Origin of the sequence: Gynuella sunshinyii YC6258, assembly GCF_000940805.1 — a bacterium.
In the GTDB taxonomy this organism is placed as follows: domain Bacteria; phylum Pseudomonadota; class Gammaproteobacteria; order Pseudomonadales; family Natronospirillaceae; genus Gynuella; species Gynuella sunshinyii.
The window spans coordinates 3,517,384-3,543,922 of record NZ_CP007142.1; the positions used below are offsets into that span (position 1 = coordinate 3,517,384).

Consider the following 26,539-nt stretch of genomic DNA (forward strand, 5'->3'; position numbering starts at 1 on the left):
AGGTCAGGTTATGAGTTCCGGACAAAGTTTTTTAATTGTTGATATCAGTATTTCTGCTGAAGAATTAATAAAGTTGTACCGGGGCTCAGCGAATCAGGTTAGAGCCACGGCCAGAGATGGCCGTGTTGTTCGATTTCCAGCCCGCATCTTACAGCCCTTTGTGACCCGTTCCGGTGTGCAGGGAAGTTTCAGGATCATATTTGACGGACATCATAAGTTTCAGAAGATTGAACGTTTATAGCCCGCCCGTTTCGCTTTTCAATATTCAACCGTTGCATGACAGACTATAATCCGCCAAATTTTTCAAAGAGCGGATACCGATGTACGACTTGTTGCGCAAAGGGCTTTTCTTACTTTCACCCGAAACGGCTCATGAAGCCTCTCTTGAACTGCTGGGAGCAGCGGCCCGTTTGAATCTGACAGGCTGGATCGGCAAGAAGGTTGCTCCCAAGCCTGTCCGGGTGATGGGAATCGACTTTCCCAATCCTGTCGGTTTGGCAGCTGGCATGGATAAAAACGGCGAATTTATCGATGGCCTTGCGGCGTTGGGATTCGGGTTTATTGAAGTCGGTACCGTTACCCCCAGGCCGCAGCCGGGTAACCCCAAACCCCGATTGTTTCGTTTGCCCGAAGCTGAGGCGATTATCAATCGCATGGGCTTTAACAATCAGGGCATTGATCAATTGATTGCCAATGTCCGGCAAAGTCGTTTTAACGGAGTGCTTGGTATAAACATTGGTAAGAACAAAGATACTCCCAGCGAACAGGCCGCAGACGACTACCTGACCTGTTTACGCAAAGCCTATCCATATGCCTCATACATAACGATCAATATTTCCTCTCCTAATACCCCCGGTCTTCGTGATCTTCAGTTTGGCGATCAGCTGTCCAGTTTGTTGGCGGCATTGAAAGAAGAACAGCTCCATCTTCACCAACAGATTGGCAAATACGTGCCTCTGGCAGTGAAAATTGCACCGGATATGGATGAAGCCGGTATCGAACAAATTGCAGAAAGCCTGATTAAAAATAGCATCGATGGCGTGATTGCCACCAATACCACCGTGAGCCGGGAAGGGGTGAAACATCTGCAACATGGCCAGGAACAGGGAGGCCTCAGTGGTTTGCCTGTTCTCGATATGGCGACCGAAACCCAGCGATTAATGGTGCAGGCCCTGGACGGCAGGCTGCCGGTTATGGGTGTTGGGGGAATTCTCAATGGCGAACATGCCTCAGAAAAAATACTGGCAGGTGCCGAACTGGTCCAGTTGTATACCGGTTTTATCTACCGTGGTCCGAAGTTGATCACCGAGTGCGTGGAAGCGATACGCGATATTTAACGATGGATCGGAGGCCGTACCATAAAATCTCCACTGCGTGGCCTGGCAATACCATCTGAGCAGTCGGATTAGGGGAAGATAGAGCAGGGCTGCCCCAAACTGATTCGCTGGTGCGAAAAATCATCACCGGCGCATAATAAAAAAATACTGAAACCCATAAAAATCAGCGCTGAATATGAATATTCAGCGCAACAACAACCTGTTCTGAAAAATGATTAATGGATAGTGTTTCTCAACACACCCACATATAAGCCTTCAATCGCAAAGTCATCAGATTTCAGGTCAACAACAATGTCATCGTAGTCTTCATTCTCAGCCACCAGAGTGACCGTATTACGGTTTTTATAAAACCGTTTTACGGTTACATCATCATTGATGCGCGCCACGATGACATCACCGTTTTTAACCTGATCAGTCTTGTGTACCGCTATCAGGTCATCTTCCAGAATACCGATGTTTTTCATGCTAACGCCTTTTACGCGCAACAAGTAATCGGCTTTTGGATAGAAGAAGTTTTCTGGAAAATTCACCCGGTTCTCAATGTGTTCTGCCGCCAGAATGGGAGAGCCGGCTGCAACACTACCTACGACAGGTAAACCCGCATCCAGATCTTCCGGCAGACGGATACCTCTGGAGGCACCGGGAATCATTTCGATTGCGCCTTTGCGGGCCAGGGCTTTTAAATGTTCCTCTGCAGCATTGGGTGAACGAAAGCCGAGTTGGGCGGCTATTTCTGCGCGGGTGGGGGGCATGCCGTTATCATCCAGATACGATTTGATGAAATCAAAGACCTGTTGTTGGCGGGCGGTAAGCTTTACCATGATGGATTCCTGAATTTTTTTACAGTATTGGAAGTATATACAGCTGCCATGGGGCGTGCAACCTTCTATCGCAGTCCTGCGCGAGGAAGCTGATAGCGCGAGACTGTAGGAATAAACATACAAAATTAGTATTAGTGTTGGGGTCAAGTCTTATGTTGATGTCTTTTTTTTGGGACAATCATCAGCTTTTCCGTGTGTTTTGGATTTTCATTTACGATGAAAAGTAGCAGTCAGCTTTTTCCCGTTACATTATTTAAGGCCGATTTCTGGGAAGGCTATTCTGAAGATGTATATTTATTAAAGCCTAACAATAGCCCGGATAAAACCGTTGAATTTGCGGTTACCCGTTTGGGTCATCCGGATTTTTGCCGTAATGGACTGAGTCGTGGGGAGCCTGTCATTCTGTTACACGGTTTGTACGAAAACCGAACCGTCTGGATGTATGAGCAACATGACATGCTGTGCGAACTGCTCAATGCCGGGGCAGACGTCTGGATCATGGAAATGCGTGATCATGGTCTTTCCAAAACCAATCAGGATAGCCGTCAGAATCATTGGCGTAATTATGCCCGGTACGATTTGCCAGCCTTGCAGCGGTTCATTCGTGAACAGAATCCGGCTCGGCAGACCTGGTTAGCCAGAGAGCAGGGGGCTGTTTCGCTGCTGCTGGCACTTGAATATGGTTTGCTGGATAAGCACTCAGAAGATCGTTTTTTTGTGACCCGTTTAGGCGATCTTTTGCGCCGTGATTTTCCGGGGCTGATATTGGTGCGCTCGCTGTTTAATCGCAAATCAAGGTTTATTACAGCTGGTCGTAACGAATATGAGTCGCGCCTGGCCATCAAACAGATCTGGCAGCAAAAGTCATGGTTTGTTGGGCTGAAATCACTCGATGGAAAAACCTCTTTATTAAAAAGTATGCAACAAAATCCCATGCCCAACCTGTTTTATTTACTGGACATGAATGATCCACCTCAGCAGAAACTGATCAATCGCGCGGGTTTTTCGGTGGTTGAAGCGAAAGCGTTTTCAGATACGCTATTGGTTTCCAGGATAACCGATCCGGTGCATGAAGTTGGTTAAGAAGGTTATTGTGGTCGGAAAAGGCGCAAGCTGATTTTCAAAAAACAATATAGGTCTTTTGGGGTTTCTGTTTTGCCTGTTAGCTTTGTATCGTTTCAGCATAAGCATCTCTAATCTTCTCTCACAGGTTGGTGACAGTCGTCTTTGGATTTTGTTGCCATGATTTCATAATGGTTGTCGCCAGAGGCCGACATCTGTACATGCATCCGCCGGTATAAGAGCAGGGTGCATGCCTTTTCACACAACGATTACATGCTGATTTCTTTTATAGTTCGAATCTGTCTCCTATATTTCTTAGTGATCTTTTTCTGGTCAATGGGATTCAGTAGGCCATGCGTCTTGATAAACACTTTCGCACAACGCTGCAATGGAGTGGGGTTTGCCTGGTTTTGGGGCTTGCTCTCACCGCCATAACCATAATAGAACTCAACCGTATCAGTCAGTCCAGAATTGCCAGCGTCGTCGAAACGAGCCGCCAGGAAACCGTTGAAAAAGTGTTAGACCGGATACAGTTGTATCACTATGGTCTGTATGGCTTCAAAGGTTTGGTCCAGGCCATCGGGGCAGATGCGCTGAGTCGGGAAAAAGTATTGAAATACACCCAATCCAGAAAGTACGAATCAAACTTTCCTGGTGCGCGTGGTTTTGGTTTTATCCGGCGCGTACCTCAAGAGCAGGTTGAGTCTTTTCTGACGGAAGCCCGCCGCGATGGCTGGCCGGATTTTAATATCCGGGAACTGGCTCCGAATGCCTCCGAGCGTTATGTCATTCAATATATCGAACCGGTCAGTCGCAATGTTCAGGCAGTAGGGTTGGATATTGCTTCGGAATATCACCGTAGAGAAGCTGCCTGGAACGCTCTCAAAACCGGTACCATTCAATTAACCGGACCTATAACCCTGGTTCAGGCAAGCGGTGATCCACTGCAGTCATTTCTCGTCCTTATGCCGGTGTATCAGACTCCGGAAATACCTGCATCTGTCGAGGAGCGTATACAGAAAGGCATTGGCTGGTCCTACGCACCCTTACTGATGACTGAAGTCCTGCAGGATATATCCGTTGATAGCAGTCGTGAATATTTGAGTCTCAGCGATGTAACGGTTGATGATGAAAAGGAAGTGTTTTACGAAAGTGAGAACTTCCCCGAGCGGCTTTTGTATCTGTCTTCAGAGCGTCATCTGGTCGATGGCCGGATCTGGGAGGCTTCATATGCGGTAAAGCCCTTGTTTATCGAACAGTTAAATCCGGCCTCCACGCGGCAAATGATTTTAATAGGCGGGCTGCTTAGCATACTGGCAGCGGCGTTGGTCGGGTTCTGGTCACAAAGCCGTTCTAACCGGCTGGCTGCAATTCAGGAAAAAGCACGACTGGCATCCATCGTTGAAGAGTCACCGGATGGCTTTCTGGGCTTGGCCACGGACTTGACTGTCAACAGTTGGAACCACGGAGCGGAAGTGCTGTTGGGGATTCAGGCTGATTTCGCCTTGGGGAGAAAGCTGCCGGAAATTATTGGTTATCGCCAACGGTTCATGGACGCTGTGGAAAGCCTGGATATGGAAAACAGCACGAATTATTTTGAATGCGAATGGGGGGGTGAGAACAACCACAGCATACACCTTGCTGTCACCGTTTCCTTGATTGGCCGGTTTGATCAACAAGCCGTGGGCTATTCCATTGTGATGCGTGATGTTTCCCAGCAGAAAGAAGCCGAAGAGATGATACGGGATATCAACCTCAGTCTGGAGCGCAAAGTGGCTGAGCGGACTGAAGAGCTTGAATCTCTCAACCGACTGTTGAAATCGGTGATGGATGCCGCGTCAGAAATCGCCATTATTGCCATTGATCCCGAGGGCCTGATCTGGTTATTCAATCATGGCGCCGAAAAACTACTGGGGATTGCAGCTACCGATGTCATCAACAAAATGAATGTCTTGCGTTTCTACGATCCCGTCGCAATCCATCATCGGGCAAGTGAATTGCAATATGAGTATTCCGCTCAGTTCACCGACATTGAAGTCCTGACCCATGTTGCCCGACAACTGGGGTCAGAAACCCTGGAATGGAGTTATCTTGATATCAGTGGTGAACATATTCCAGTTTCCGTTGTTGTTACGCCGATTAGTGATCAGGATAACCGTCCTGAAGGGTATTTGATCGTTGCCATGAACATCTCTGAGCAGCAACGTAATCGCAAAGAACTGATCGCCACCAGAGACCGTTTGGTACTGGCCTCCGACGTTGCACAGCTGGGCATCTGGAGTTGGAATGTCATTGATGACCGGTTGCAATGGAATGACAGGATGTTCGAAATTCATGAACAGTCAAAAGAAGTGCTTGCTCAGGGACTAACCTACGATCATTGGCGCAAACGGATTCATCCTGATGATCTGGAACGCACGGAATCTCTGGTGATGGATGCCCTGAAAGGAACGCGTAACTTTGATATCACATACAGACTGCTGTTTTCGGATCAACGGATCAAATATATAAAATCGGCCGCACATGTGCAGCATGATGACAATGGTGCGGTTTTCAGTCTGACAGGCATCAATATTGATGTAACCTCGCAAACGCTGGTAGAAGAAAACCTACGGATTGCCAAAGAAAACGCCGATGCAGCGAGTGCTGCCAAATCCAGATTCCTGGCCAATATGAGTCATGAAATCCGTACCCCCATGAATGCCGTGTTGGGAATGCTGCAACTGATCGAACAGACTGACCTGACCACCCGGCAAGCCGAGTACGTCACCAAGGCACACACGGCGGCAGACACCCTGTTGGAGTTACTCAACGATATTCTGGACTACTCCAAAATTGAAGCCGGAAAAATAGAAATCGATCCATATCCCCTGGAGCTCGATGTGATGATTCGCGAGCTAACTGTTGTGTTGTCAGGTAGTCATCATAAGAAAGGTGTGGAACTGATGTACGACATCGATCCGGAGATTCCCAAATCGGTGTTGGTGGATGGATTACGTCTGAAACAGGTGCTGATCAATCTGGCCAGCAACGCACTGAAGTTTACGTCTCATGGGAACGTGACTATCAGCGTCAAACAGGTCTCAACTGATGACCGTCAGGCATGGCTGCAGTTTCGTATCACTGATACCGGTATAGGCATTGCCGAGGAACATAAACAGCGGATTTTTGAAGGTTTCAGTCAGGCCGAGACCTCGACCAGCCGCCGTTTTGGTGGAACCGGACTCGGACTGGTGATCTCTCGTAATCTGGTGGAACTGATGGGTGGAAAATTGGATTTCTCAAGTCGTCTCGGTATTGGTAGTGAATTCTGGTTTGAGTTGCCGGTAGACGTTCTGGTACCGGCAAAACAGCCACTGCTGAGCAGTTCAAACAAAGTAGAGCCAGACCCTGTTCTCGTCGTCGATGACAACGAGATTTCCAGACATATTCTGACCAGGATAGTACAAAAAATGGATATGCAGGTTTGGGAAGCCGCCTCCGGATACGATGCGATTGAATACATCAAAAAGGCATTAAGCAAACATATAAAATTTAAAGCGGCGTTGATTGATTTGATGCTCCCGGACATTCCGGGAGTGGAAGTGGCGCGTGCGGTGCGTAATGCATTTGATACCAAAATACTGTTGATCACCAGCAGTCGCGAGGATGAATTAACTTACCTGACCGAACACAAAGCCAATAACGTTTTTGACGAACTGCTCTTTAAACCAGTGAGCACCAATACTCTACGTGACTTGTTGCTCGACGCATCTGACGCAGGCCATACCGGAGAGCCTGAGTCAGCCGATGTCGTTGACCAGAAAAAAGGTCAAAGGCTTCAGGGGCTCTCCATTCTGGTGGTGGAGGACAATGAAATGAATCGCTTTGTGGCCGAACAATTATTATCCGGCGAATCAGCTCGGATTGTCTGTGCCAACGACGGCCAGTCAGCGTTGCAGATTCTTCAGTCTGGTGAACAGTTCGATATTGTACTTATGGATATGCAGATGCCCGAAATGGATGGTCTGGAAACTACAAGGCATATACGCGCCTCACAGACATTCGCAGAACTGCCGATTGTTGCCATGACTGCCAATGTTTCTGAAAACGATATCAAAGCCTGCCTGGATGCCGGCATGAATGATCACATCGGCAAACCGTTTGAAATAGACGATGCTGTTCACCGGATTCTGAATGTCCTCAGCCAACGAAAGAACGATATGACCTGATAACGAAGTGGCGCATTTTTAATTTTTCAACTTTACTGAACAAATCGGGTGAATTGTGTCTTGTGGTTATGACGGCGTTAAAACCACGGTCACTAACCCCTTAATCAGGTGCTGAAGTCTTGCTTAAATCATTTTCACATCGTAGTAGAGAAGTTTCAGACGCTTGGGTGCTGATCGTGGATGATGAGCCCATTAACTGTCTTGTATTGGAAGAAATATTGGCAGATATCTGTCATACCCGGGCAGTGAACAGCGGTGCTGAAGCTATTGATGCTTGTGTGAAAAACAAGCCGGATCTGATTCTGATGGATGTCATGATGCCTGATCAGAACGGTCTGGAAATCTGCCGGGAACTGAAGGCAGATCCCGAACTAATGGATATTCCGGTGATCTTTGTCACATCGCTCACAAACGATGATGACCAGGACGAATGCTGGAATGCTGGTGGCACAGATTTCGTGACCAAACCTGTGAACGCCACAACGGTGCGCAACCGGGTCAAAACCCATCTGGCTTACAAACTGCAAACCGACATGTTGATGCATTTTACCTATGTGGATGGATTGACCGGTGCCTATAACCGGCGTTTTCTGGATGCTGCCCTGCCACGTTGCTATAAACAAGCCCGGCGAACGGGTAGCCCATTTTCCCTGATCATGTTCGATATCGACTACTTTAAGAAATTCAACGACCGTTACGGTCATTTGATTGGTGATGATTGCCTCAAACAAATCTCGGCGACATCCATCGATACGCTGAAACGCCCGACGGACATGTTTGTCCGCTACGGAGGAGAAGAGTTCCTTTGCATTCTGCCTGACACCGATGAGCAAGGTGCGAAGCATCTGGCTGATGAGTTGAAACGGGCCATCAGGGTACTGAACATAATTCATGAAGACTCAAACTTTGGTCATGTGACCGTCAGCATTGGAGTCTTTACCCTCCATCAAAGTGATTCGGATGATACCCAGGCCATTCTTCAGACGGTGGATGCAGCGCTTTATCAGGCCAAACGTTCCGGCCGTAACCGTATCTGTGTGGCGGGACAGGAGTCAGCATGAGTTACCGTAAGAACAACTGGAAGCTATGGTTGTTGTTAGTGGTGCCTGTAGTACTGCTGCTGCTTACCGTGTTATATGACTCTCAACTGAAAGTTCAGGCCAATCATGAAGCGGACGCTAAAATGTCCAGGGTTTCAGATGAAATTGTCTACACCATTGAAGAGACGATTGAGCGGCAGAAAAAAAACCTGGCGTTTCTGTTTGGTACGCCTCCCATTTCAGGGTTGTCGAGGGCGGAACTCAATCGTGGTGTTGATCCTTTGGATGGAACCCGATTGGAACAATGGAAGCAACGTCTGGAAATGATCTTTGTTTCGATGTTGCAAAATAATCCGGAAATCGATCAGCTGCGAGTAATCAGGTTCGAACCTGAAGGGCGGGAAATGGTGCGGGTTGACCGCTTGTCAGGAAAAATCGAAAGTCGCCGGAGTGCCCAGCTACAATCCAAGGCAGATACTGACTATTACCGCCGTGCCAGCGAACTTTCCCAATATGAGTTGTATGTCAGTCGTATCGACCTGAACAAAGAGTTCGGCAAAGTCGAATTTCCCTACCAACCCACGATTCGTATGATTTTGCCAATGTTTTCTGAAGACGGCAGCCGTTACGCATTTATTGTTCTGAATATGAATGTCAGTAATCTGTTGCAACAGGTGCAGGCACTGGTGACGGACGAGACAGAGCTGATGCTGCTGGATAATGAAGGTTACTTCATTCTGCATCCGCTCAAAGATCATCGATTCAGTCGCGACCTTAATCCGCAATACCGTTTCGGTCAGGAATACAGTCTGGAATTGAACGGTCATAGTGATAGTGGTGTCGTGTTAGACATCACCACAGGAAGTCGCCGGCCGGTCTATCTTCGTGAAATTCGACTTTCCGCCGATAAAGACAGCACCTTACGGCAGCTTGTCATTTTGCCAGAGAACTATATACAGCATCTGGTCTGGAATAAACGCCTGGTGAATTTTGGATTTCTGACAGTACTCTTCATCGTCATGATTATGGGGGTTCTGATCTTTTGGCGCAGCTACAGTGCCAGCCTGCGCGGCTCATATCTGAGAGCGGAATATGAAGCGATTGTTAATGGCTCTGCGGATGCAATCATTGGTCTGGATCTCTCCGGTGTGGTGACCAGTTTTAACATGGCTGCCAGCAGGTTGTTGGGATTGGTCAGCAAAAATATGAGGGGCGGATTAATCAACCGTTTTTTATCCTTCGAAGATGAGGCGATGAACCTGCGCAAACTGATCGCGGATGCCTCTCACAAACAAGTCATCGGGCCAATTGATACCCGGTGTCGGGGACGTTCAGGAGATATAATGGATGTCTCTCTCACAGTGGTGCCCATCAAAAATGAAAATGACACCGTGTTTGGAGTAGCACTGTTTTTACGGGATATTTCCCAGCAGAAAAACGCGGAGCGGGACATTCTGCAAGCAAATGCCACTCTGGAACAGGAAGTATCCCATCGTACCGAAGAGCTGAAGCAGGCACACCAACAGGCTTTGCAGGCCAGTGATTTCAAAAGTGTGTTTGTTTCCAATGTCAGTCATGAAATGCGCACGCCGTTAAATGGTATTTTGGGTGCCATCAGTCTGGTTAAACGCGAAAAACTGTCTGCCAACCAACAGAAATATGTCGAGATGGCCGAAGCCAGTTCAGTGGCTCTGTCTCTGCTGATCAATGACATTCTCGATATCTCAAAAATTGAAGCCGGCAAACTGGAGTTTGAAAACAAAGGTTTTGATTTGATTCTGACCATAGAATCGATTGTGGGTTCTACAGCTATTCGGGCCTATGAGAAAAATATAGAGTTTATTGTCGATATCACCGATTTGAAGCACCGCCATATCGTTTCCGATGCCAACCGCATCAAACAGATTCTGAATAATGTGCTGGGAAATGCGCTTAAATTTACCCATCAGGGCAATATCAGGCTCTCCGTATCCAGTACCGTGACCGATGACCGGCGGGTTCGAATTGACTTTTCCGTTCGCGATACCGGCATCGGCATTGCCAAGTCCAGCCATGGCCAACTGTTTCAGAACTTCTCTCAGGCAGACAGCTCCATTTCCGGTAAATATGGTGGAACAGGGCTGGGGCTATCGATTTCGAAACAACTGTGTCGGCTAATGGGCGGGGACATCAATTTTGAATCAGAAGAGGGAAAAGGCAGTCACTTCTACTTCCATATTCTGTTGAATCAGGAAGATACCACTGTTGAGACCATCGAACCGGAGCTGCAGGACCAAACGGTTGCTTTGATGGTGCCCAATGTGGAACTCCGTAAGCTACTAAGCCGCATGTTATCGGTTTGTGGTGCTCAGCTGATGCCTGACGATACACTCAATCAGTTGTTGGAAGGCCAGCAGGTCGAAGAAAAAGATATCCCCGCGATATTAATTTCAGAATGGTCGCTGGTCGCAGAGGATGACCGTTATCGCCGCTTTATTGAGTCTCTGGGTATTTCCCGACTGGTGGCTCTCTGTGAACTGGCAGAACTTGATATAGCCTCGCCCTGGCATATTTTGAACAAGCCGATTACCCCGACTGGTTTCAGCGTGGCCGTGCTCGGACATCGACAGAAACAGGACACGGTTGTCGCTGCTGAATCACCCACAAACGTGAAACTGGATGGAAGAGTCGTGCTGATTGTGGATGACAATGAGATCAATCTGGAAGTAGCCTGTGGACTCTTGAATGGACTCGGATTGACTCTTCTGACTGCCCGTAATGGTAAGGCAGCTATTGAAAAGCTTCTGCAGCTTACTGAAAACAACGAGCCGTTGCATTGCATTCTGATGGACTGCCAAATGCCGTACATGGATGGTTACCAGTGTACTCGGGAAATCAGGCGTGGAGAGGCCGGGCAGAAGTTTATGCGCATTCCCATCATCGCTATGACCGCAAACGCCATGTCTGGTGAGCAGGCTAAATGTATTGCTGCCGGTATGGAAGATTACATGACCAAACCGATTGTCTACGAGGTTGTACTGAAAAAACTGCAAAAATGGCTGCCGGTTGGAGAAAGACTGAATAAGACGATCGGTCAAACGAAAAATCCACAGGAGCAGGTCGTCGCACAAGAAGAGATAACCGAAGTTCAACCGACTGCCGAACCACAGCTGCCGGTATGGGACCACGCATCAGCGCTGAAGCGCATGCTGAATAATCACAATCTGGTCAACAAAATCACCCGTATGTTTATCGAAACCATCCCCAAAAACATGGATCAACTGCATGCCGTGGTACAGCAGAACAATATGACCGAAGTCCGCGAGTACAGTCATAAAATCAAAGGTCTCGCGGGCGATGTCGGAGCTGTCCGGTTGCACCGTAACGTTTCCATGCTGGAGGACGCTGCCAGAGCCAACCAACAGGAGCAGATCGACGAACTGTTTGGTCAGGTGCAACACGACTATGAGGAGCTGATGGCAGAATTGGAAGCTTATATGAGTTCCATCAAAGAGATATCGTGATCACGTTTGAAAATAATATAAAGGAGTACTGAAATGTTGTTTTCAGCATCCAGAGAAAACCGTGTCAACCTGCTGCTGGTTGATGACGAGCCCGCCAACCTGTTGATTCTGGAAGAAGCGCTAAAGGGGTTTGGTAACATCATAACCACTATATACAGCAGTGAAGTCGAGGAGCTGGCCGAACGCTATCAGCCCGCAGTCGTACTGCTGGATATCGAAATGCCGGTTATCGATGGCTTTGAGGTATGCCGGAGACTCAAGAAAAACCCGCTCACTCAGGATTCGGCCGTAATTTTCATTACCTCTCATAGTGAATCAGAATTCGAGTACCACTCGCTGTCACAGGGCGGTATAGACTTTATCAGCAAGCCGGTGGATATGCAGTTGTGTCAATTGCGGGTGAAAAATCAGATCATGCTGCAACAACACGCCAGAGCGTTGAAAGAGGCGAAAGAAGAACTCAATGATCTGGTGTCCCATTTGCCGGTGTTTATCTCCTTTTGGTCGAATGACTGGGAAAACCTGTTCTGCAACGACTTTAACGGCCAATGGTTTGGTATGGACGCCGATACCATGGTCGGGCAGGACGCCGCCAGAGTGTTACCACGGCCTCTGCTGCGCAGGATTCTGCACGAACTGACCCACGAATCCAACGATGCCGTCGTGTTCACTGTTCACCTGCCTGACATCAACAACGACATAGAAGACATTCAGGTTTATCTGTCGACCAAACATAAAGATAACCAATTGGCGGGATTTCTGTTAACACTGGTGGATGTCACCGAAATCAATCGCACCAAACGCAGTTTGTTTCTGGAAAAAGAACACCTCAAAGTCACCCTTAACTCCATTGGTGATGCTGTCATCGCCACTGATGTCAATGCCGTGATCACGTTCATGAACCCCATCGCCGAGCGCATGACCGGCTGGATGTCCCGCAAAGCGATTGGTCGTGATATCACCGAAGTCATGAATCTTAAAAATGCCTATACCCAGCAGAACAGCATAAATCCGTTGATATTGGCGATTCAGGAAAAACGCATTGTTGCCATGGCACTGAACAGCCAGTTGACCAGTATTGATGGGGTGGTGTACCGGGTGGAGGATTCGGCAGCACCCATTTTCAATGAAAAAAGTGAGGTGATTGGCGGCATTATCGTGTTTCACGATGTTAGTGAAACGGTTGCCATGGCAGTGAAGATGAGTTATCTGGCAAACCATGATCAGCTGACCGATCTGCCCAATCGGATTTTACTGCATGACCGGATCGTACAGGCCTGTCAGATTGCAGAATCCCATGCCACCATGGTGGCGCTGTTTCTGATTGATATCGATCATTTCAAATACCTGAATGATTCCCTGGGCCATCATTATGGTGACGTACTGATCAAGCAGGTGGCCAGGCGTTTGCAGGCCGTTACCGACGCCGGAGCCACGCTGGCCCGTACCGGGGGTGATGAGTTTGTCCTGGTGGTGCCGGATCTCGAATCGCCCGGCATCATCGATACCATTGCCAACGAGATTATTCATTGCATGCAGCAGCCGTTTGTCGTGAATCAGCGTGAATATACCTTAACCGTCAGCATTGGCATCAGCGTTAACCCAACCGATGCACGCTCAGAAAGCGGCATGATGCGACATGCCGACGTTGCCATGTATCGGGCCAAGCAACATGGCCGTAATGGTTACTGTTTCTTTTCCCACGATCTCGAAACCGATCTGCTGAAGCGGCATGAACTGGAACTGCAACTGCGGGAAACCCTGGAGCACGACCGTCTGGAAGTGCATTTTCAGCCTCAATACAACCTCCGTACCCGGCAGATCGTGGGCGCCGAGGCGCTGGTGCGTATGCGCGATAAGCATGGTCAGCTGATTTCGCCATTGCAGTTTATTCCGCTGGCCGAAGAAACCGGGCTGATTAACCAGCTGGGTTTGCAGGTACTGAACAAAAGCTGCCTGGCGGCTAAAAAATGGGCAGATATGAACCATGGCATCCGGGTCTCCGTCAACGTCGCCGCCAAGCAGTTTGCCAATGTCAACTTCTGGGACGAAGTAGCCACCGCACTCGAAGGTGCCCAGCTGCCCAGCAGGCTGTTGGAGCTGGAACTCACCGAGAGCGCCCTGATGCACGACTTTGACAAAACCAGAGGCACTCTCGAACAACTCTCTGAACTTGGCCTCTCCATTGCTATCGACGACTTTGGCACCGGCTATTCCAGCCTCTCATATCTGAAAGCCTTTCCGATCAACGTACTCAAGATCGACCAGTCATTCGTCAAGGACATGCTCAACGACAAACAGAGCGAAAACATCGTCAAAACCATCATCCACCTCGCCAACTCACTGGATCTGAAACTGATCGGCGAGGGGATCGAGTATGAACAGCAGCAACGCCTGTTACTGGATATGGGATGTGAAGTCGGGCAGGGGTATCTGTTCAGCAAACCGATCAGCGAATCGCAAATGACCGAACTATTGACGAGATGATCAGTGGCTGCCAAGCCCTCAGGCAGTGAATGGGCAGCACGAGACCGGCATTGGCGCATGCTGCCATATTGGCTCGCCGCCACGAACTTGCTACGATGCCGGCATGAAAACGACCCTTGAACATCTCCCCAGCGACAAACAACGGCAACTGCATCGGGCCGTGGCCATTATTGTCGAGACCGTAAAACCGGAACTGCTCATCCTGTTCGGCAGCTATGCCCGTGGTGATTGGGTGGATCACCTTGAAGACGACGGCGTGCATTATCGCTATCAAAGCGATATGGATTTTCTGCTGATCACCAAAAACAGAGTTCTGGCCCGCAAGGTAGAGTTCAAGGATTCCCTGAACAACCGCCTGCGCCGGGAAGTGCGAACCCCGGTCAGTGTGATTGCCGAAGACATTCATTTTGTGAATGCCCGGCTGAGCAAAGGTCAATACTTTTTCGCCGACATCTACCACGAAGGTATTCTGCTGCACGACAGCGGCAAGTTCGAACTGGTGGCACCCAAAGAACTCTCCCGTGCAGAACGGAAAATAGAGGCTCAGGGGTATTTTGATCATTGGCTTAACTTAACAGAAGAGAAGATGAGGATTTACCAGTTTGCAATTGAAAGCGAAATGCTCAACGAAGCTGCTTTTTCGTTACATCAAGTTGCAGAACGCCTCTATTCCATGATCCTCCTGGTATTCACCCATTACAAACCCAAAAGTCACGACCTCGAAAAACTACGCACCCTGACCGGCAGTTTGCAACCCGAACTGCTATCAGTATTTCCGCAAACCACACCCCACGAATGCGCCTGTTTCGAACTCTTATGTCAGGCTTATATCGATTCCCGTTACAACCCCGACTATCGCATCAGTATCGAACAACTGAACTGGCTGGCAGAACGGGTCGCCCATTTACAGACCCTGGCTGAAAAATACTGCCAGGACAAAATTGATCAGTTCAACGCTTGAGATCATTATGAGATCGATATTACCGCTTGTACTTATGCTGTTTGTTCCCCCAATGGTGATGGCAGACATTCATAAAGAAGCACAGGTCTGCGAAGAGAGCGGTCAAATATGCTTCCTCTGGTGGCCCAAACTTCCTGAGATTAGAGGCTGGCACCAGGATGTCGAGTCCAGCTACCGCTATCGATTCAATGCACAAGTGCCCGACCAGTACACATTCGCAAATGCTGAAGCTGTCATGTATGCCAATGCGGAGTACCAGGATGCATCGACCGAAGCGCAAACACTTGAAGCATTCATCGCGACTTCTCAACAACAGTTTATCGATGCTGTTCCATACAAAGTTGATGTGAGCAAAACCGGCGAATTCACCTCAAAAGGCAAACAAACATTCTTCAGTTATGCGTTTTTGCCAGAAGGGGAGGGTAATTGGGAGCAAGTATCCTATGCTGAAGATTACGATCATGATGGCAACAAGTACTACATTATCTTCGTGCTAAGTGCCCGTTCTAAAGAGGGCTATGAGAAAAATATCGACGCATACAACGAATTTATCTCACAGTATCAATAACCGGGTTAGGGGTTGGTGCAAGCGTAAACAAGGCAGGGCGCGTCAGCGTATGAGGAGCTGGCAACCAACGCGCTCAAGGCGACTGATTTGATTGCCAGGATGATCAAGAAAATTTGAAAGGTTCATCAACCGGAACAGAGCCTTTCTTCAGATCACGTGCCGGTTCTCATGGTTGTTATAATTCTTCGTAGTATTGACTGAAAAAGCGATCCAACAGGTAGCTCAAGCCATTTTCAATAACGTTATCGTACTGCATGGTATATAAAGATTCGCTATCCGCTGCGCCATCATTGTTGTTATCGAAGCTGTACAGCTGAGACAACTGGTTACCGTTGTCATCGTAGGTGTAGGTATACACGTAACTATAATCAATGACGCCGTCACCATTGTCGTCCCTAGCATATTCATCAGTTAACTGGTTGCCGTTGTTATCATAACTATAAGTGTACGTCCATTTGTAGTTAATGCTGCCATCACCACCGTTATCTTTTTCATAGTCACGGGACAGTTGATTACCAGCGGCATCGTAGCGATAAGTATAGAAATAGATGACATCTACTATGCCATTATTGTCATTGTCTTCGGCTCCTTTCTGCGTAAGCATGTTACCATTTTCGTCATAAGTATAACTTTGGGTTTTGATGGTATCGATATCACCATCACCATCTTTGTCTGTTGAATATTGTTCAAGCAACTTGTTGCCATCGCCGTCATATATATAGTTATAGAAGTAGATGTATCCAGGTTTTCCATCACCGTCACTATCGTCTTCATACTTACAAGTCAGCGTATTGCCATTGGCATCGTAGGTGTAGGTTGAAAGTGTTTGGTAGTCGACGCTGCCATCACCATCTTTATCTCTGGAATAGCTATATGTCAGCATGTTGCCGGCTTCATCGTAGCTGTAGCTATAAATGCGTATGTCATCAACAATGCCATCTGCATTCGTATCACTGTTTATGATGGATGAAATCAGCATTCCGTTATTGTCATAACTGTAAGTCTTTGTATAGGTCTTGTCACTAATGTCATCACCATTCTTGTCCTGACTATAATCTTCCTGCGATAACTTCCCATTCTCATAGCTGTATTGATAATTTTCGACGTAATCGCTCTGACCATCTGCATCAGCATCCTGAGTGTATTGATAGGATAACAGATGACCCACCACATCGTAGCTGTACGTTTGGGTATAGATTTTATCTATCGTGCCATCTTTGTCTTCATCGTATTCGCTGGTAGTAAAGGTGATATTGCCGTTGCTGCTATATTCATAATAGCTGGTGTTGTCATCGTTACCATCATTGTTGTTGTCAGACTTTTCCGACTCTAGCTGACCATTTGCGGTGTAGGTATAAGTGGTTTTTGAATCTGCAATGCCGTCATTATTACTGTCAGAGATACTGACGGTTTTTTGATGTGCCGGTATGACGATGCCAACGGCGTCATAGAGAAATTGCAACGGTGTTGCCGGATCTATTTTGTGAATGCCATAGCGATCGGAAAATTCTGAAAAGGTGCCGTAGTAAAAACCACCCATGTTGTCATTGAAATCAAGTTCGGCATTCGCCAGTACGGTGTCCCAGCCACTAAGATCAAGGCCATTATCCGGATTGTGATCGTTGTCCAGTGATGTCAGTAGCAGCATGATATTAGCGACGCGATCAAAATCGGTCAGGTTATAAAGAGTATTGAGCTCGCCATTTAATGCCACCTCCGTACTGGGTAATGTGATATTGAATAAATCCATCGGAGTGACCCGCTCGGCGGCGGTTGTAGTTCCCAGCTCGATACCGCCAATACTGAACGTGACGCTTTCGTCAGTGTTGAAACTGAATTGTCCATTGTCGCCGGTGAGACCTTCTTCTGTCGCTGTTTTAAAGTGCAATCCCTTAACAGAACTCAAGAAAACACCTTGTTTGGTCGAGCCTGTTGCATCGGGTGATTCAGCATCCGATGAGTCCGAGCCACAGGCCGTCAGTGCCAATGCACAGGTGCCGGAAAAAATCAGTGTACAAATACTTGCTTTCATTCAATCTCTCTCCTTACTTCAAAGCACATTCAATTGGAGGTCTCTGAGTGATGGTCTTCAGAAACTTTAATAGTGTTGGTTTATGGGTTAACGAATTTCTCAATAAAAATCGTGCGGGTTATGACCTTTTTTACCGCTTTTATGTCATTAGTCATGGTGTGATTGATGGCCCATGATTGACTGGTGGGTGTTGAACGGGCGCAGATAGCATGCCTTTTATCTACGGCTGTTCGTTCAATCCTTATTTCCATATCTGCATATGAAAGAATTACTCAGGGGACTCTGAAAAACAGGTCATTTTTCAGTGGTGTCCTTACTTATCTGCTTGTACCGCAAACCATACGCCGCCCATACCCTGGCCATTTGTGTCACCGGCCTGGTGATCTCCAATCCAGGTATACAACGGCTGATCTTTGTAAGCCCACTGATAATTGCCATCATTACGTTCGATGACACTGAACTCACCCCAGATTTTGGCATTCTTTTTCGCCTTGAACGGAGGCCAGTTAACCGCACAACCGTCGTAACAATTGGACTTTGCCATGTCATCCTTACTAAAGGTGTAGAGGGTCAGCCCGTCTTTGGTGGCAAATACTTTGCCGATTGACGTATCTGTCTTCATAACGACCGTATTTGCCTTGGTATTGGATTCCGTATAGGACGATGATGTGCCATAGCCATCGGCAAAGGTATTTAAAGCAATAAGAGAAAGCGCTGTGGTGAAGGTGATAGTTTGCAGTTTCATATGTTTTTCCTTTTAGTATTAATGTATTTGTCCTTAACTAAACGATGGAAGTGTGTGTTTGGATGCAGGGGAAAACACTTTTATTTAACTTGATAATAGAAAATGGGTGTTATGGTAAAAATTTGAGAGATGTGTCGCGAAAAATCAACGAAATTGAAAAGTATGAAAGAGACACCGGCGTCCGGTTGTTTATTTAAACAGCAAAATGACGTTATACAGAAAGAAATGCCGCCTGCGATTGGCTCTGAAAATATAACGACCCGTCAGATATTGGTGATCTGTCAGGGCGCCAGATTACTCTGGTTCAAAATTGGTTCACATGCTTAGGGAACCATGGATGAGTGTGAATGGATTTCGGGAGACCGTGATCGGGGAACTGGCTTATTTCCAGAATTCCAGTATCTGTTCAGTGGGTAATAGATCCAGCACCTCGGGCGGAATAGTGCCGTCTTTTATTTCGCCTTTGGTCTGCTCACGGTACTGGCTCGGATCTCCCTCTGCCACGGTGGCTGGGATGCGGGAAGTGAGTTCAAAGGAATGTGATTCGTATTTTGGGCAGCCGGCAATGGAATTAACGCAAACGGTGAGCCACCATGCCTGCATGGTACCTTCACCACTGATCCCTGTAACAACGTTATGTGCATATCCTTTTCTGGGATACTGTTTAAACCATTGTTGGATCTGTGCGCGCTTTTCTTCGGGAATCTCCAGTGTGGCCTCATAAAATGTCTGAGTGCGGTAAGAAAACCAGCGGGCCCGTATTGTATGAGGCAGCGGAACCCAACCCATGCCGGCAGATCTACCGCTGGGGAGGTGATCTGAAGTATCTTTTCTTCCGCCCGACAAATTACCAACCGGCACACCCCAGGATTCATTAAACACCAGTTTTTCTACCCAGATGGGCCAGTCTGTTCCGCCGTAGCTGCCAGTACTGAACCCGTAGCCATAAGTATCAGACGCTTTGCAGGCACTGATAATGATTAACAGCAGGCTGATCCAAATGACGTGTTTAAGCATCTGTTCGTTTTTCCTTGGGTTTAGAGTGGGCTACGGGGTTATTTCAAAGCGCTGCTATCGGTTTCTGGTGGTAATAGATCCAGCACCTCGGTCGGAATAGTGCCGTCTTTTATTTCGCCTTTGGTTCGCTCACGGTACTGGTTTGGATCTCCCTCAGCCACGGTGGCTGGGACGCGGGGAGTAAGTTCAAAGGAATGTGATTCATACTCAGGACAGCCAAAGTTGACACAAATGACCGACCACCAAGCTTGCATACTGCCTTCACCGCTGATCCCCGTTACCAGACTATGCGAATATCCTTTTCTGGGATACTGTTTAAACCATTGTTTGATCTGTACGCGCTTTTCTTCGGGAATCTCCAGTGTGGCCTCATAAAATGTCTGAGTGCGGTAAGAAAACCAGCGTGCCCGTATTGTATGAGGCAATGGAACCCAGCCCATGCCGGCAGCGGTTCCCTCTGGAAGGCGAGTGGATGTATCTGGTAATCCTCCGGATAAGTTCCCAACCGGTACACCCCAGGATTCATTAAACACCAGTTTTTCCACCCAGATGGGCCAGTCTGTTCCGCCATAGCTGCCAGTGTCGAAACCATAGTCATAAGTATCAGATGCTTCGCAGGCACTAATAACGATTAACATAAGGCTGATCCAAATGGCGTGTTTAAGCATCTGTTCGTTCTTCCTTGGGTTTAGAGTGGGCTACGGGTTTATTTCAAAGCGCTGCTATCGGTTTCTGGTGGTAATAGATCCAGCACCTCAGGCGGAATAGTGCCGTCTTTTATTTCACCTTTGGTTTGCTCGCGGTACTGGCTTGGATCTCCCTCAGCCACGGTTGCCGGGATGCGGGGAGTAAGTTCAAAGGAATGTGATTCATACTCAGGACAGCCAAAGTTGACACAAACGGTGAGCCACCATGCCTGCATGGTACCTTCACCACTGATCCCTGTAACAACGTTATGTGCATATCCTTTTCTGGGATACTGTTTAAACCATTGTTGGATCTGTGCGCGCTTTTCTTCGGGAATCTCCAGTGTGGCCTCATAAAATGTCTGAGTGCGGTAAGAAAACCAGCGGGCCCGTATTGTATGAGGCAGCGGAACCCAACCCATGCCGGCAGATCTACCGCTGGGGAGGTGGTCTGAAGTATCTTTTCTTCCGCCCGACAAATTACCAACCGGCACACCCCAGGATTCATTAAACACCAGTTTTTCTACCCAGATCGGCCAGTCTGTTCCGCCGTAGCTGCCAGTACTGAACCCGTAGTCATAAGTATCAGACGCTTCGCAGGCACTGATAACGATTAACAGCAGGCTGATCCAAATGACGGGTTTAAGCATCTGTTCGTTTTTCCTTGGGTTTAGAGTCGGCTACGGGGTTATTTCAAAGCGCTGCTATCAGTTTCTGGTGGTAATAGATCAAGCACCTCAGCCGGAATAGTGCCGTCTTTTATTTCGCCTTTGGTTCGCTCACGGTACTGGTTTGGATCTCCCTCAGCCACGGTGGCCGGGATGCGGGGAGTAAGTTCAAAATAATGCTCTTCCAGATGGTCTTTCGGGCAACCGGGGCGAATACACATTGCAGTCCACCAGATTTGTATCTCTCCCTGACCTGCAAACCCCGTGCTTAATGTGTGGCTATACTTTGTGGTTGGATACTGTTGAAACCATTGTTTGATTTGTTCTTGCTTGGTTTTAGAGATTTCAACGGTGATTTCATAAAATGTTTGGTTGCGGTAAGAAAACCATCGTGCCCAGGCACTGTGAGGTAAAGGTATTTCATTAAAACTGGCAATGGTTCCAAATGGAGGTCTTTCATCTTCCTCAGTTTGGCCAGACAAATTACCTACAGGGACACCCCAGGATTCATTAAACACCAGTTTCTCCACCCAAATGGGCCAACCATGACCCCCAATGCCGCCTTCCGCAAAACCATAATCATAAGTATCAGACGCTTCGCAGGCGCTGATAACGATTAACATTAGGCTGATCCAAATGACAGGTTTAAGCATCTGTTTATTCTTCCTTGGGTTTAGAGTCGGCTACGGGGTTATTTCAAAGCGCTGCTATCGGTTTCTGGTGGTAATAGATCCAGCACCTCGGGCGGAATAGTGCCGTCTTTTATTTCGCCTTTGGTCCGCTCGCGGTACTGGCTCGGATCTCCCTCAGCCACGGTGGCTGGGACGCGGGAAGTAAGTTCAAAGTAGTGTCGTTCCAGATGATCTTCTGGACAGTCTGATTGTACACAGCTTGCGTTCCACCAGATTTGTATCTCTCCCTGGCCTGCAAAGCCGGTAATCAATTTATGATTGTATTTAGATGTTGGATACAGTTGAAACCATTGTTTGATTTGTTCTTGCTTGGTTTTAGAGAGTTCAACGGTGATTTCATAAAATGTTTGGTTACGATAAGAAAACCATCGTGCCGAGACAGTGTACGGTAGCGGAATGAGTCCGAGGTTGGCAAAAGAGCCAAGTGGGGGGCTATCATCTTCTTCCGTTTGGCCAGACAAATTACCTACAGGGACACCCCAGGATTCATTAAACACCAGTTTTTCCACCCAAATGGGCCAACCATGACCACCAATGCCGCCTTCCGCAAAACCATAGTCATAAGTATCAGACGCTTCGCAGGCACTGATAATGATTAACAGCAGGCTGATCCAAATGACGGGTTTAAGCATTTTCATGTTGCTTCCTTGGTTGTATGGCTAGTTTAGGGCGGTTGGGAAATACCTGTCGGCGGTTAAAGAGAATCCCGGGAGTATTAACCAGGCTGAGGCCGCGTTCAGATGTATGAATATAATCCGCGAGATAGATTTTAGCTTGTTTGAGGTTGGCGCCATTGTGTTGCCAGTTCTGGTAACACCAGGCCAGATCGTTAGGGATGATGTAGTGTTGGTTGCTGGGGTCAATGGGTTTGAGAGGTACTCCGCCAGCTATGGCGGCTTCGTACATCTGTCGCAATGGATAGATAGACAATTCTTTATGAATCGGCGTCAGTTCATAAATATTCGTGCCTTCCATCATCACTGTGTTACCACGCCGTTCAATCTCTCGTTGCAACTGTCGTACTCTGAAACCATCCCAGCCGGCATCGTACACATGTTTAACCTGGTAGAAATCGCGCCAGTCGTCAAAACTGGTGGCCGCTCCGGGCAACGGGTTTTCATAGCCGCCACCCACATCGGCATGAACGCCGGGGACAATGGTTTCTGTAAAGTTGGCGGGCAAATGCTTGCGGGCATCTGTGATACGGGTTGAGGGAAAATTATGGCGAACTTCATGGGCTGCGACCAGATGTACGACCTGTTCGGCACTGTGCTCATGGAGGTTCAGGTTAAACTCTCCCTGTTTGTCGTTACCAGGCCAGTAAAAGCTGCCGACGGTATCCCAGAGCCCGACAAATGCCACACGACCAGTTAGATGCTGAGGAAAGGCATCAACAGCGGCCATTACCCCATAAGGTCGATATTCCGCCTTCCACTGGTTGATCATATTGACGAAGTGCCGCGATAACGCCGCGCCCCGGCTGAAACCAAACACATCGAAGATGATTTCGTCATACTTGCTGTTTTTAATATGTTCCCGCATATCACGTAGTGCTTTTATTATTCGCGCCTGTCCACCCTCTTTACCAACCCCAAAACCAAGACCAATGATATCTTCATTGGCTTTATATCCGTTATGGATGGTATAGCCATCGACGGTGCCGACACCAGAAACGTAAATACGCCGTGTGGTCACGATCTCATAGGGTTTGTGTACGGTAACTTCTGGATATAAGTCATGCATCTTCGCCACATTGGAAATATCCCGGTCTGGCAGCTGTTCGTCGTTGTAGCGATTTTGATTCGTACCGTCGAAAAATAGCCCCAGCCTTAGAATACGTTTGGGTTTTGACAGGTTTTTTGAGGGTAGATAGTGCCAGTTGGAAGTGATCGACGGTACGGAGAGGGTTTTGAATAGCAGGAGGTTATTCTGCTCTGTTCGGGTAAACACTTTGTCCTGTTGACGTTGTAAACAGGCAAGCTGATACAGATTCTGACCCAGCTGTTGCAGCTGGTTGAAATAGGGAGAGTAGTTACCAGGCTGGTTTTTTGGGCGTTGTCTGTTGGTTCGGTATATCAGTGCAATCAGAGCGGCTTCTCTGGCCCAGGCGGCGGGCTCGTTGTATTTCAGCTGTTCAGCGATGCCGCACAGTGGTTGTAACCACTCTTCATTTGCCAGCAGATAAATCAGATCAACCATGCACTGCCCGACGACAGGGATATGGGTGCCAAGCACGCCACAGCTCTGATCCAACTGCCGGGACAGCTGCTGAGGATTAGTGTTTTGTCTGCGGCTGAACTGTCTGGTAAAAACATCCGGGCGTTGATATTGCTGTTCCCAGATGGTTTTAGCGAGTGTGAACAATGGTTCTATTGGATAGCCGTCATCCTGAAATAATGAAGGATCCATCTGTTCCGGATCTCCAGGATAGAGAAACTCGGTATTAATTAAATGTAGCCGCTGGACTCCCCGGGGCCAGCTCTTGAGCGGTTCTGCGTTTTGGCGCTGCTCGCTCAACTGCTCGCAGGTTTGCAAAAGAGCATCATGTGCCTGTTGCCATTGCTCATCAGTCACCGCAGTGCCAACCTGGTAGCAAATCGACTCCGGCGCAAATAACGACAGTTTGCCAGTATTGCCGGTCAGCCGATTCTGAAAGGACTGTGTGGGGGTGGTAATAAGGTAGTCTGTCAGGACACTGGTTTGGTTATCGGGATAGCAGTATCGCAACTGAGCAAAATAATCGGGGTTGTCGAAATTATCCACACCGGGGGTGCCGGATGGCAGTGTATCAACAATGTCTGCGGTCCAGACTGGCTCGGGTTTGTCCAGGTTTATCCTTGGCCGGGCTGGTTTTGTGGCACCATGAACCTCACGAGGGGCGCATTCATACACAATGCCTTGTTTCAAACGATCCTGGCGCTTCAGTAAAGACAACTGTCCGCTGCTTTCTAATATAAAAAAATGCAGCCTGGTTTGTTCCGGAGTAAATGCATTTGCGTCTTCAGGATATTGATACGTAGCCCGCCAGCATAAGGGATTGAGTGAATAACCCTGGCGGTTAATAAAGTCTTTGATGGGTTGGGGAAGGGCAGTGATTTCCTGGGGCATGAAGCAACGTTCCTTATTCTGTTCGCTGATCCCAATGGATGCGTTGAGTGCACTGCCTGCTCACTCTGACTGGTTTTAAATGTTTAAAGTCTTATCTCAATAAACCATCCAGGCCGTCAAATTTTAATGTTATTTTTATAAACGAAGTCACATTTCAGTATCATTTTTGCGTTTTCCTGAGCGGCAACAATGTCAGTATGATTCTTCATTATCTCGCTATCGACAAAGCACGGCAGTAACATCGTGCAGTGGAGGTTATGCTCGGGGCCATGAATCCGGAATAAATCGTTCAGTTGGGTGAGAGGTGCTTCCTCGCCAGCATCAAAACTATTCCTATTTTTCAGAGGCCCTCTAGCATTTCGCCTGGCTGTGAAAGCGGAATCATATCGATATTTTTAGCCCTGAACCATTTGCCGAAGCAGTAGGGGTTTTTGCTATCCAATAATGCTTCCGGGTCATTTCCTTCCAGGAACACAGGCATAAACTCTTCTTTTCAATAACCCCTGAGGTGACGACACACGCGACGTAAAAGTCGCTGTGCCTGTATTTGTTAATTGTAGAGTGCACCAATGCCAAAAAATACCAAAGGCCTCCATTTACTCTCGGCGGGTTCATATCCTGGTCCTCCTCCTATTTCTATTGGGTAGGACCATTCACCTTCTTCCCGACGGCCAAATTCATGTCCTACTCCCATGTTCAGCCCATAGACGTTAGTTCGGCTGTCACTATCATAGTTGTAGTAATTTAAGGTTGTATAACCAACAACAAGATAGTCCATTTCAGAATAATGCCTTTTATATGAAACCCCATAGGTAGTGCCAAAGTCAGAACCATTTAAGTGAAATTCTACGGCGTTAGAGTTATCAAAGTCGTAACCAATAATGAAACCTCCACGAGAAAAGGCAGATAATTGATAACCAGCATATATTCCTTCAGCAAAACAAGTGTTGGAAAGAACTAAAATTAACAGTGCGGATATTTTCATAAATTGTAGTGAACTCCGGAGTATGGAGTGGTAGGGGCTGAGCCGTTCCCGCCTGGCAGGAAGGGCATGATATTCTTGTCAGAGCGGAGTTCGTCTGTGAAATTTGACATATAAATCCTTCAGGGTCTCTGGCAGAACCGACCAGTATGGTCGAGCTTTATCTGCCGAAATCAGCCAAAACAGGTTCTCAACAAAAGCGACATCAACTGTTTGCTTGATGTCATCGGTACCGGTCAGATACGAATAGCGAATAAAGTCAAAAAGATCTACATACTTTATCGGGTCGGTACTCTTTTGCATCTCACCATTGATGGCGTTTGCCAGTGCCTCAAACCAAGTGTACGAATAGAATTTTTCATCATAGTCTGCCCACCGTTTTTGATATTCGATCTCAACCATTTCCTTTACCTGAGGAAACTTTGCTTTCACATCTTCACAAAACTTGTCTCGTGATTCACACATATAGTTCTAACGCCTGAAGTGTACTTGTAATACGCCGGAACGGAACTCCCGGCTCGACAGGGACCGGAGCTGTGCGGCGAACAAATTCGAGTGTTTTGCCAAAATTTCCATAAAGGCTTTCGCAGCTGCTTTGTGTGCAGCGAACCTGGGTTCA

Annotated in this window: 20 protein-coding genes; 9 read left to right on the plus strand and 11 right to left on the minus strand. The window is 47.7% G+C overall.

Annotated features, from left to right (window positions below; genetic code table 11):
* Positions 1 to 10: 10 nt before the first annotated feature.
* The gene (locus YC6258_RS15220; protein WP_044617741.1) at positions 11 to 241 is read left to right on the plus strand and encodes a DUF2835 domain-containing protein; all 231 of its coding nucleotides are present in this window, start codon (positions 11 to 13) and stop codon (positions 239 to 241) included.
* 79 nt (positions 242 to 320) lie between these two features.
* The gene (locus tag YC6258_RS15225) at positions 321 to 1,337 is read left to right on the plus strand and encodes a quinone-dependent dihydroorotate dehydrogenase (protein WP_044617742.1); all 1,017 of its coding nucleotides are present in this window, start codon (positions 321 to 323) and stop codon (positions 1,335 to 1,337) included.
* Between the two features lie 215 nt (positions 1,338 to 1,552).
* On the opposite strand, the gene lexA is transcribed toward YC6258_RS15225, so the two are convergent.
* Positions 1,553 to 2,158 carry a transcriptional repressor LexA gene (lexA, locus tag YC6258_RS15230; protein WP_044617743.1) on the minus strand — a complete coding sequence of 202 codons (606 nt, stop codon included), beginning with the start codon at positions 2,156 to 2,158 and terminating at the stop codon, positions 1,553 to 1,555.
* Positions 2,159 to 2,374: 216 nt separating this feature from the next.
* Between lexA and YC6258_RS27385 the strand changes: the two genes are divergently transcribed.
* The 7 genes from YC6258_RS27385 (at position 2,375) to YC6258_RS15265 (ending at position 15,990) form a co-directional block, all read left to right on the plus strand.
* A complete protein-coding gene (locus YC6258_RS27385) occupies positions 2,375 to 3,241 on the plus strand; it encodes an alpha/beta fold hydrolase (protein WP_052830312.1) in 867 nt (288 codons plus the stop codon).
* A gap of 332 nt (positions 3,242 to 3,573) precedes the next feature.
* Complete coding sequence (locus tag YC6258_RS15240) at positions 3,574 to 7,431, plus strand: CHASE domain-containing protein (protein ID WP_052830313.1); 3,858 nt, start codon at positions 3,574 to 3,576, stop codon at positions 7,429 to 7,431.
* Positions 7,432 to 7,550: 119 nt separating this feature from the next.
* The gene (locus YC6258_RS15245; protein WP_044617744.1) at positions 7,551 to 8,492 is read left to right on the plus strand and encodes a diguanylate cyclase; all 942 of its coding nucleotides are present in this window, start codon (positions 7,551 to 7,553) and stop codon (positions 8,490 to 8,492) included.
* Positions 8,489 to 11,974 (plus strand): ATP-binding protein, encoded by a 3,486-nt coding sequence (locus YC6258_RS15250; protein ID WP_044617745.1) that lies wholly within the window; start codon positions 8,489 to 8,491, stop codon positions 11,972 to 11,974. Before YC6258_RS15245 ends, YC6258_RS15250 begins: the two co-directional genes overlap by 4 nt.
* Before the next feature lie 33 nt (positions 11,975 to 12,007).
* Complete coding sequence (locus YC6258_RS15255) at positions 12,008 to 14,461, plus strand: two-component system response regulator (RefSeq protein WP_044617746.1); 2,454 nt, start codon at positions 12,008 to 12,010, stop codon at positions 14,459 to 14,461.
* Between the two features lie 103 nt (positions 14,462 to 14,564).
* Complete coding sequence (locus YC6258_RS15260) at positions 14,565 to 15,422, plus strand: HEPN domain-containing protein (RefSeq protein ID WP_044620077.1); 858 nt, start codon at positions 14,565 to 14,567, stop codon at positions 15,420 to 15,422.
* A 7-nt stretch (positions 15,423 to 15,429) separates the two neighbouring features.
* Positions 15,430 to 15,990: a hypothetical protein gene (locus YC6258_RS15265; RefSeq protein ID WP_144407656.1), complete on the plus strand. Its 561-nt coding sequence runs from the start codon at positions 15,430 to 15,432 to the stop codon at positions 15,988 to 15,990.
* 175 nt (positions 15,991 to 16,165) lie between these two features.
* Here the strand turns inward: YC6258_RS15265 and YC6258_RS15270 are convergent, their stop codons facing one another.
* The 10 genes from YC6258_RS15270 to YC6258_RS15320 all read right to left on the minus strand — a co-directional run bounded on the left by YC6258_RS15270 (position 16,166) and on the right by YC6258_RS15320 (position 26,385).
* Complete coding sequence (locus tag YC6258_RS15270; RefSeq protein WP_044617748.1) at positions 16,166 to 18,022, minus strand: hypothetical protein; 1,857 nt, start codon at positions 18,020 to 18,022, stop codon at positions 16,166 to 16,168.
* A gap of 313 nt (positions 18,023 to 18,335) precedes the next feature.
* Positions 18,336 to 18,767 carry a COG4315 family predicted lipoprotein gene (locus tag YC6258_RS15275; protein WP_044617749.1) on the minus strand — a complete coding sequence of 144 codons (432 nt, stop codon included), beginning with the start codon at positions 18,765 to 18,767 and terminating at the stop codon, positions 18,336 to 18,338.
* 381 nt (positions 18,768 to 19,148) lie between these two features.
* On the minus strand, positions 19,149 to 19,784 hold the full coding sequence (locus tag YC6258_RS27390; RefSeq protein WP_052830315.1) for a DUF2931 family protein: 636 nt from the start codon (positions 19,782 to 19,784) through the stop codon (positions 19,149 to 19,151).
* Positions 19,785 to 19,822: 38 nt separating this feature from the next.
* Positions 19,823 to 20,422, minus strand: a complete 600-nt coding sequence (locus YC6258_RS15290) for a DUF2931 family protein (protein ID WP_169748980.1) — start codon at positions 20,420 to 20,422, stop codon at positions 19,823 to 19,825.
* 68 nt (positions 20,423 to 20,490) lie between these two features.
* On the minus strand, positions 20,491 to 21,120 hold the full coding sequence (locus tag YC6258_RS15295) for a DUF2931 family protein (RefSeq protein ID WP_044617752.1): 630 nt from the start codon (positions 21,118 to 21,120) through the stop codon (positions 20,491 to 20,493).
* A 38-nt stretch (positions 21,121 to 21,158) separates the two neighbouring features.
* Positions 21,159 to 21,761, minus strand: coding sequence for a DUF2931 family protein (locus YC6258_RS15300; protein ID WP_169748981.1), 603 nt, complete (start codon positions 21,759 to 21,761; stop codon positions 21,159 to 21,161).
* Positions 21,762 to 21,829: 68 nt separating this feature from the next.
* Positions 21,830 to 22,468, minus strand: coding sequence for a DUF2931 family protein (locus YC6258_RS15305; RefSeq protein ID WP_044617754.1), 639 nt, complete (start codon positions 22,466 to 22,468; stop codon positions 21,830 to 21,832).
* Positions 22,455 to 24,938 carry a T6SS phospholipase effector Tle1-like catalytic domain-containing protein gene (locus tag YC6258_RS15310; protein WP_044617755.1) on the minus strand — a complete coding sequence of 828 codons (2,484 nt, stop codon included), beginning with the start codon at positions 24,936 to 24,938 and terminating at the stop codon, positions 22,455 to 22,457. Before YC6258_RS15310 ends, YC6258_RS15305 begins: the two co-directional genes overlap by 14 nt.
* Before the next feature lie 550 nt (positions 24,939 to 25,488).
* Positions 25,489 to 25,923: a hypothetical protein gene (locus YC6258_RS15315; RefSeq protein WP_044617756.1), complete on the minus strand. Its 435-nt coding sequence runs from the start codon at positions 25,921 to 25,923 to the stop codon at positions 25,489 to 25,491.
* A 78-nt stretch (positions 25,924 to 26,001) separates the two neighbouring features.
* Positions 26,002 to 26,385 carry a DUF7674 family protein gene (locus tag YC6258_RS15320; protein WP_044617757.1) on the minus strand — a complete coding sequence of 128 codons (384 nt, stop codon included), beginning with the start codon at positions 26,383 to 26,385 and terminating at the stop codon, positions 26,002 to 26,004.
* Between the last annotated feature and the right edge of the window lie 154 nt (positions 26,386 to 26,539).

Bases quoted from the DNA above. Each gene is read 5' to 3' on its own strand.
- YC6258_RS15220 (WP_044617741.1), top strand. From the start codon at position 11: ATGAGTTCCGGACAAAGTTTTTTAATTGTTGATATCAGTATTTCTGCT.
- YC6258_RS15225 (WP_044617742.1), top strand. From the start codon at position 321: ATGTACGACTTGTTGCGCAAAGGGCTTTTCTTACTTTCACCCGAAACG.
- lexA (WP_044617743.1), bottom strand. From the start codon at position 2,158: ATGGTAAAGCTTACCGCCCGCCAACAACAGGTCTTTGATTTCATCAAA.
- YC6258_RS27385 (WP_052830312.1), top strand. From the start codon at position 2,375: ATGAAAAGTAGCAGTCAGCTTTTTCCCGTTACATTATTTAAGGCCGAT.
- YC6258_RS15240 (WP_052830313.1), top strand. From the start codon at position 3,574: ATGCGTCTTGATAAACACTTTCGCACAACGCTGCAATGGAGTGGGGTT.
- YC6258_RS15250 (WP_044617745.1), top strand. From the start codon at position 8,489: ATGAGTTACCGTAAGAACAACTGGAAGCTATGGTTGTTGTTAGTGGTG.
- YC6258_RS15255 (WP_044617746.1), top strand. From the start codon at position 12,008: ATGTTGTTTTCAGCATCCAGAGAAAACCGTGTCAACCTGCTGCTGGTT.
- YC6258_RS15260 (WP_044620077.1), top strand. From the start codon at position 14,565: ATGAAAACGACCCTTGAACATCTCCCCAGCGACAAACAACGGCAACTG.
- YC6258_RS15265 (WP_144407656.1), top strand. From the start codon at position 15,430: ATGAGATCGATATTACCGCTTGTACTTATGCTGTTTGTTCCCCCAATG.
- YC6258_RS15270 (WP_044617748.1), bottom strand. From the start codon at position 18,022: ATGAAAGCAAGTATTTGTACACTGATTTTTTCCGGCACCTGTGCATTG.
- YC6258_RS15275 (WP_044617749.1), bottom strand. From the start codon at position 18,767: ATGAAACTGCAAACTATCACCTTCACCACAGCGCTTTCTCTTATTGCT.
- YC6258_RS27390 (WP_052830315.1), bottom strand. From the start codon at position 19,784: ATGCTTAAACACGTCATTTGGATCAGCCTGCTGTTAATCATTATCAGT.
- YC6258_RS15290 (WP_169748980.1), bottom strand. From the start codon at position 20,422: ATGTTAATCGTTATTAGTGCCTGCGAAGCATCTGATACTTATGACTAT.
- YC6258_RS15295 (WP_044617752.1), bottom strand. From the start codon at position 21,120: ATGCTTAAACCCGTCATTTGGATCAGCCTGCTGTTAATCGTTATCAGT.
- YC6258_RS15300 (WP_169748981.1), bottom strand. From the start codon at position 21,761: ATGTTAATCGTTATCAGCGCCTGCGAAGCGTCTGATACTTATGATTAT.
- YC6258_RS15305 (WP_044617754.1), bottom strand. From the start codon at position 22,468: ATGAAAATGCTTAAACCCGTCATTTGGATCAGCCTGCTGTTAATCATT.
- YC6258_RS15310 (WP_044617755.1), bottom strand. From the start codon at position 24,938: ATGCCCCAGGAAATCACTGCCCTTCCCCAACCCATCAAAGACTTTATT.
- YC6258_RS15315 (WP_044617756.1), bottom strand. From the start codon at position 25,923: ATGAAAATATCCGCACTGTTAATTTTAGTTCTTTCCAACACTTGTTTT.
- YC6258_RS15320 (WP_044617757.1), bottom strand. From the start codon at position 26,385: ATGTGTGAATCACGAGACAAGTTTTGTGAAGATGTGAAAGCAAAGTTT.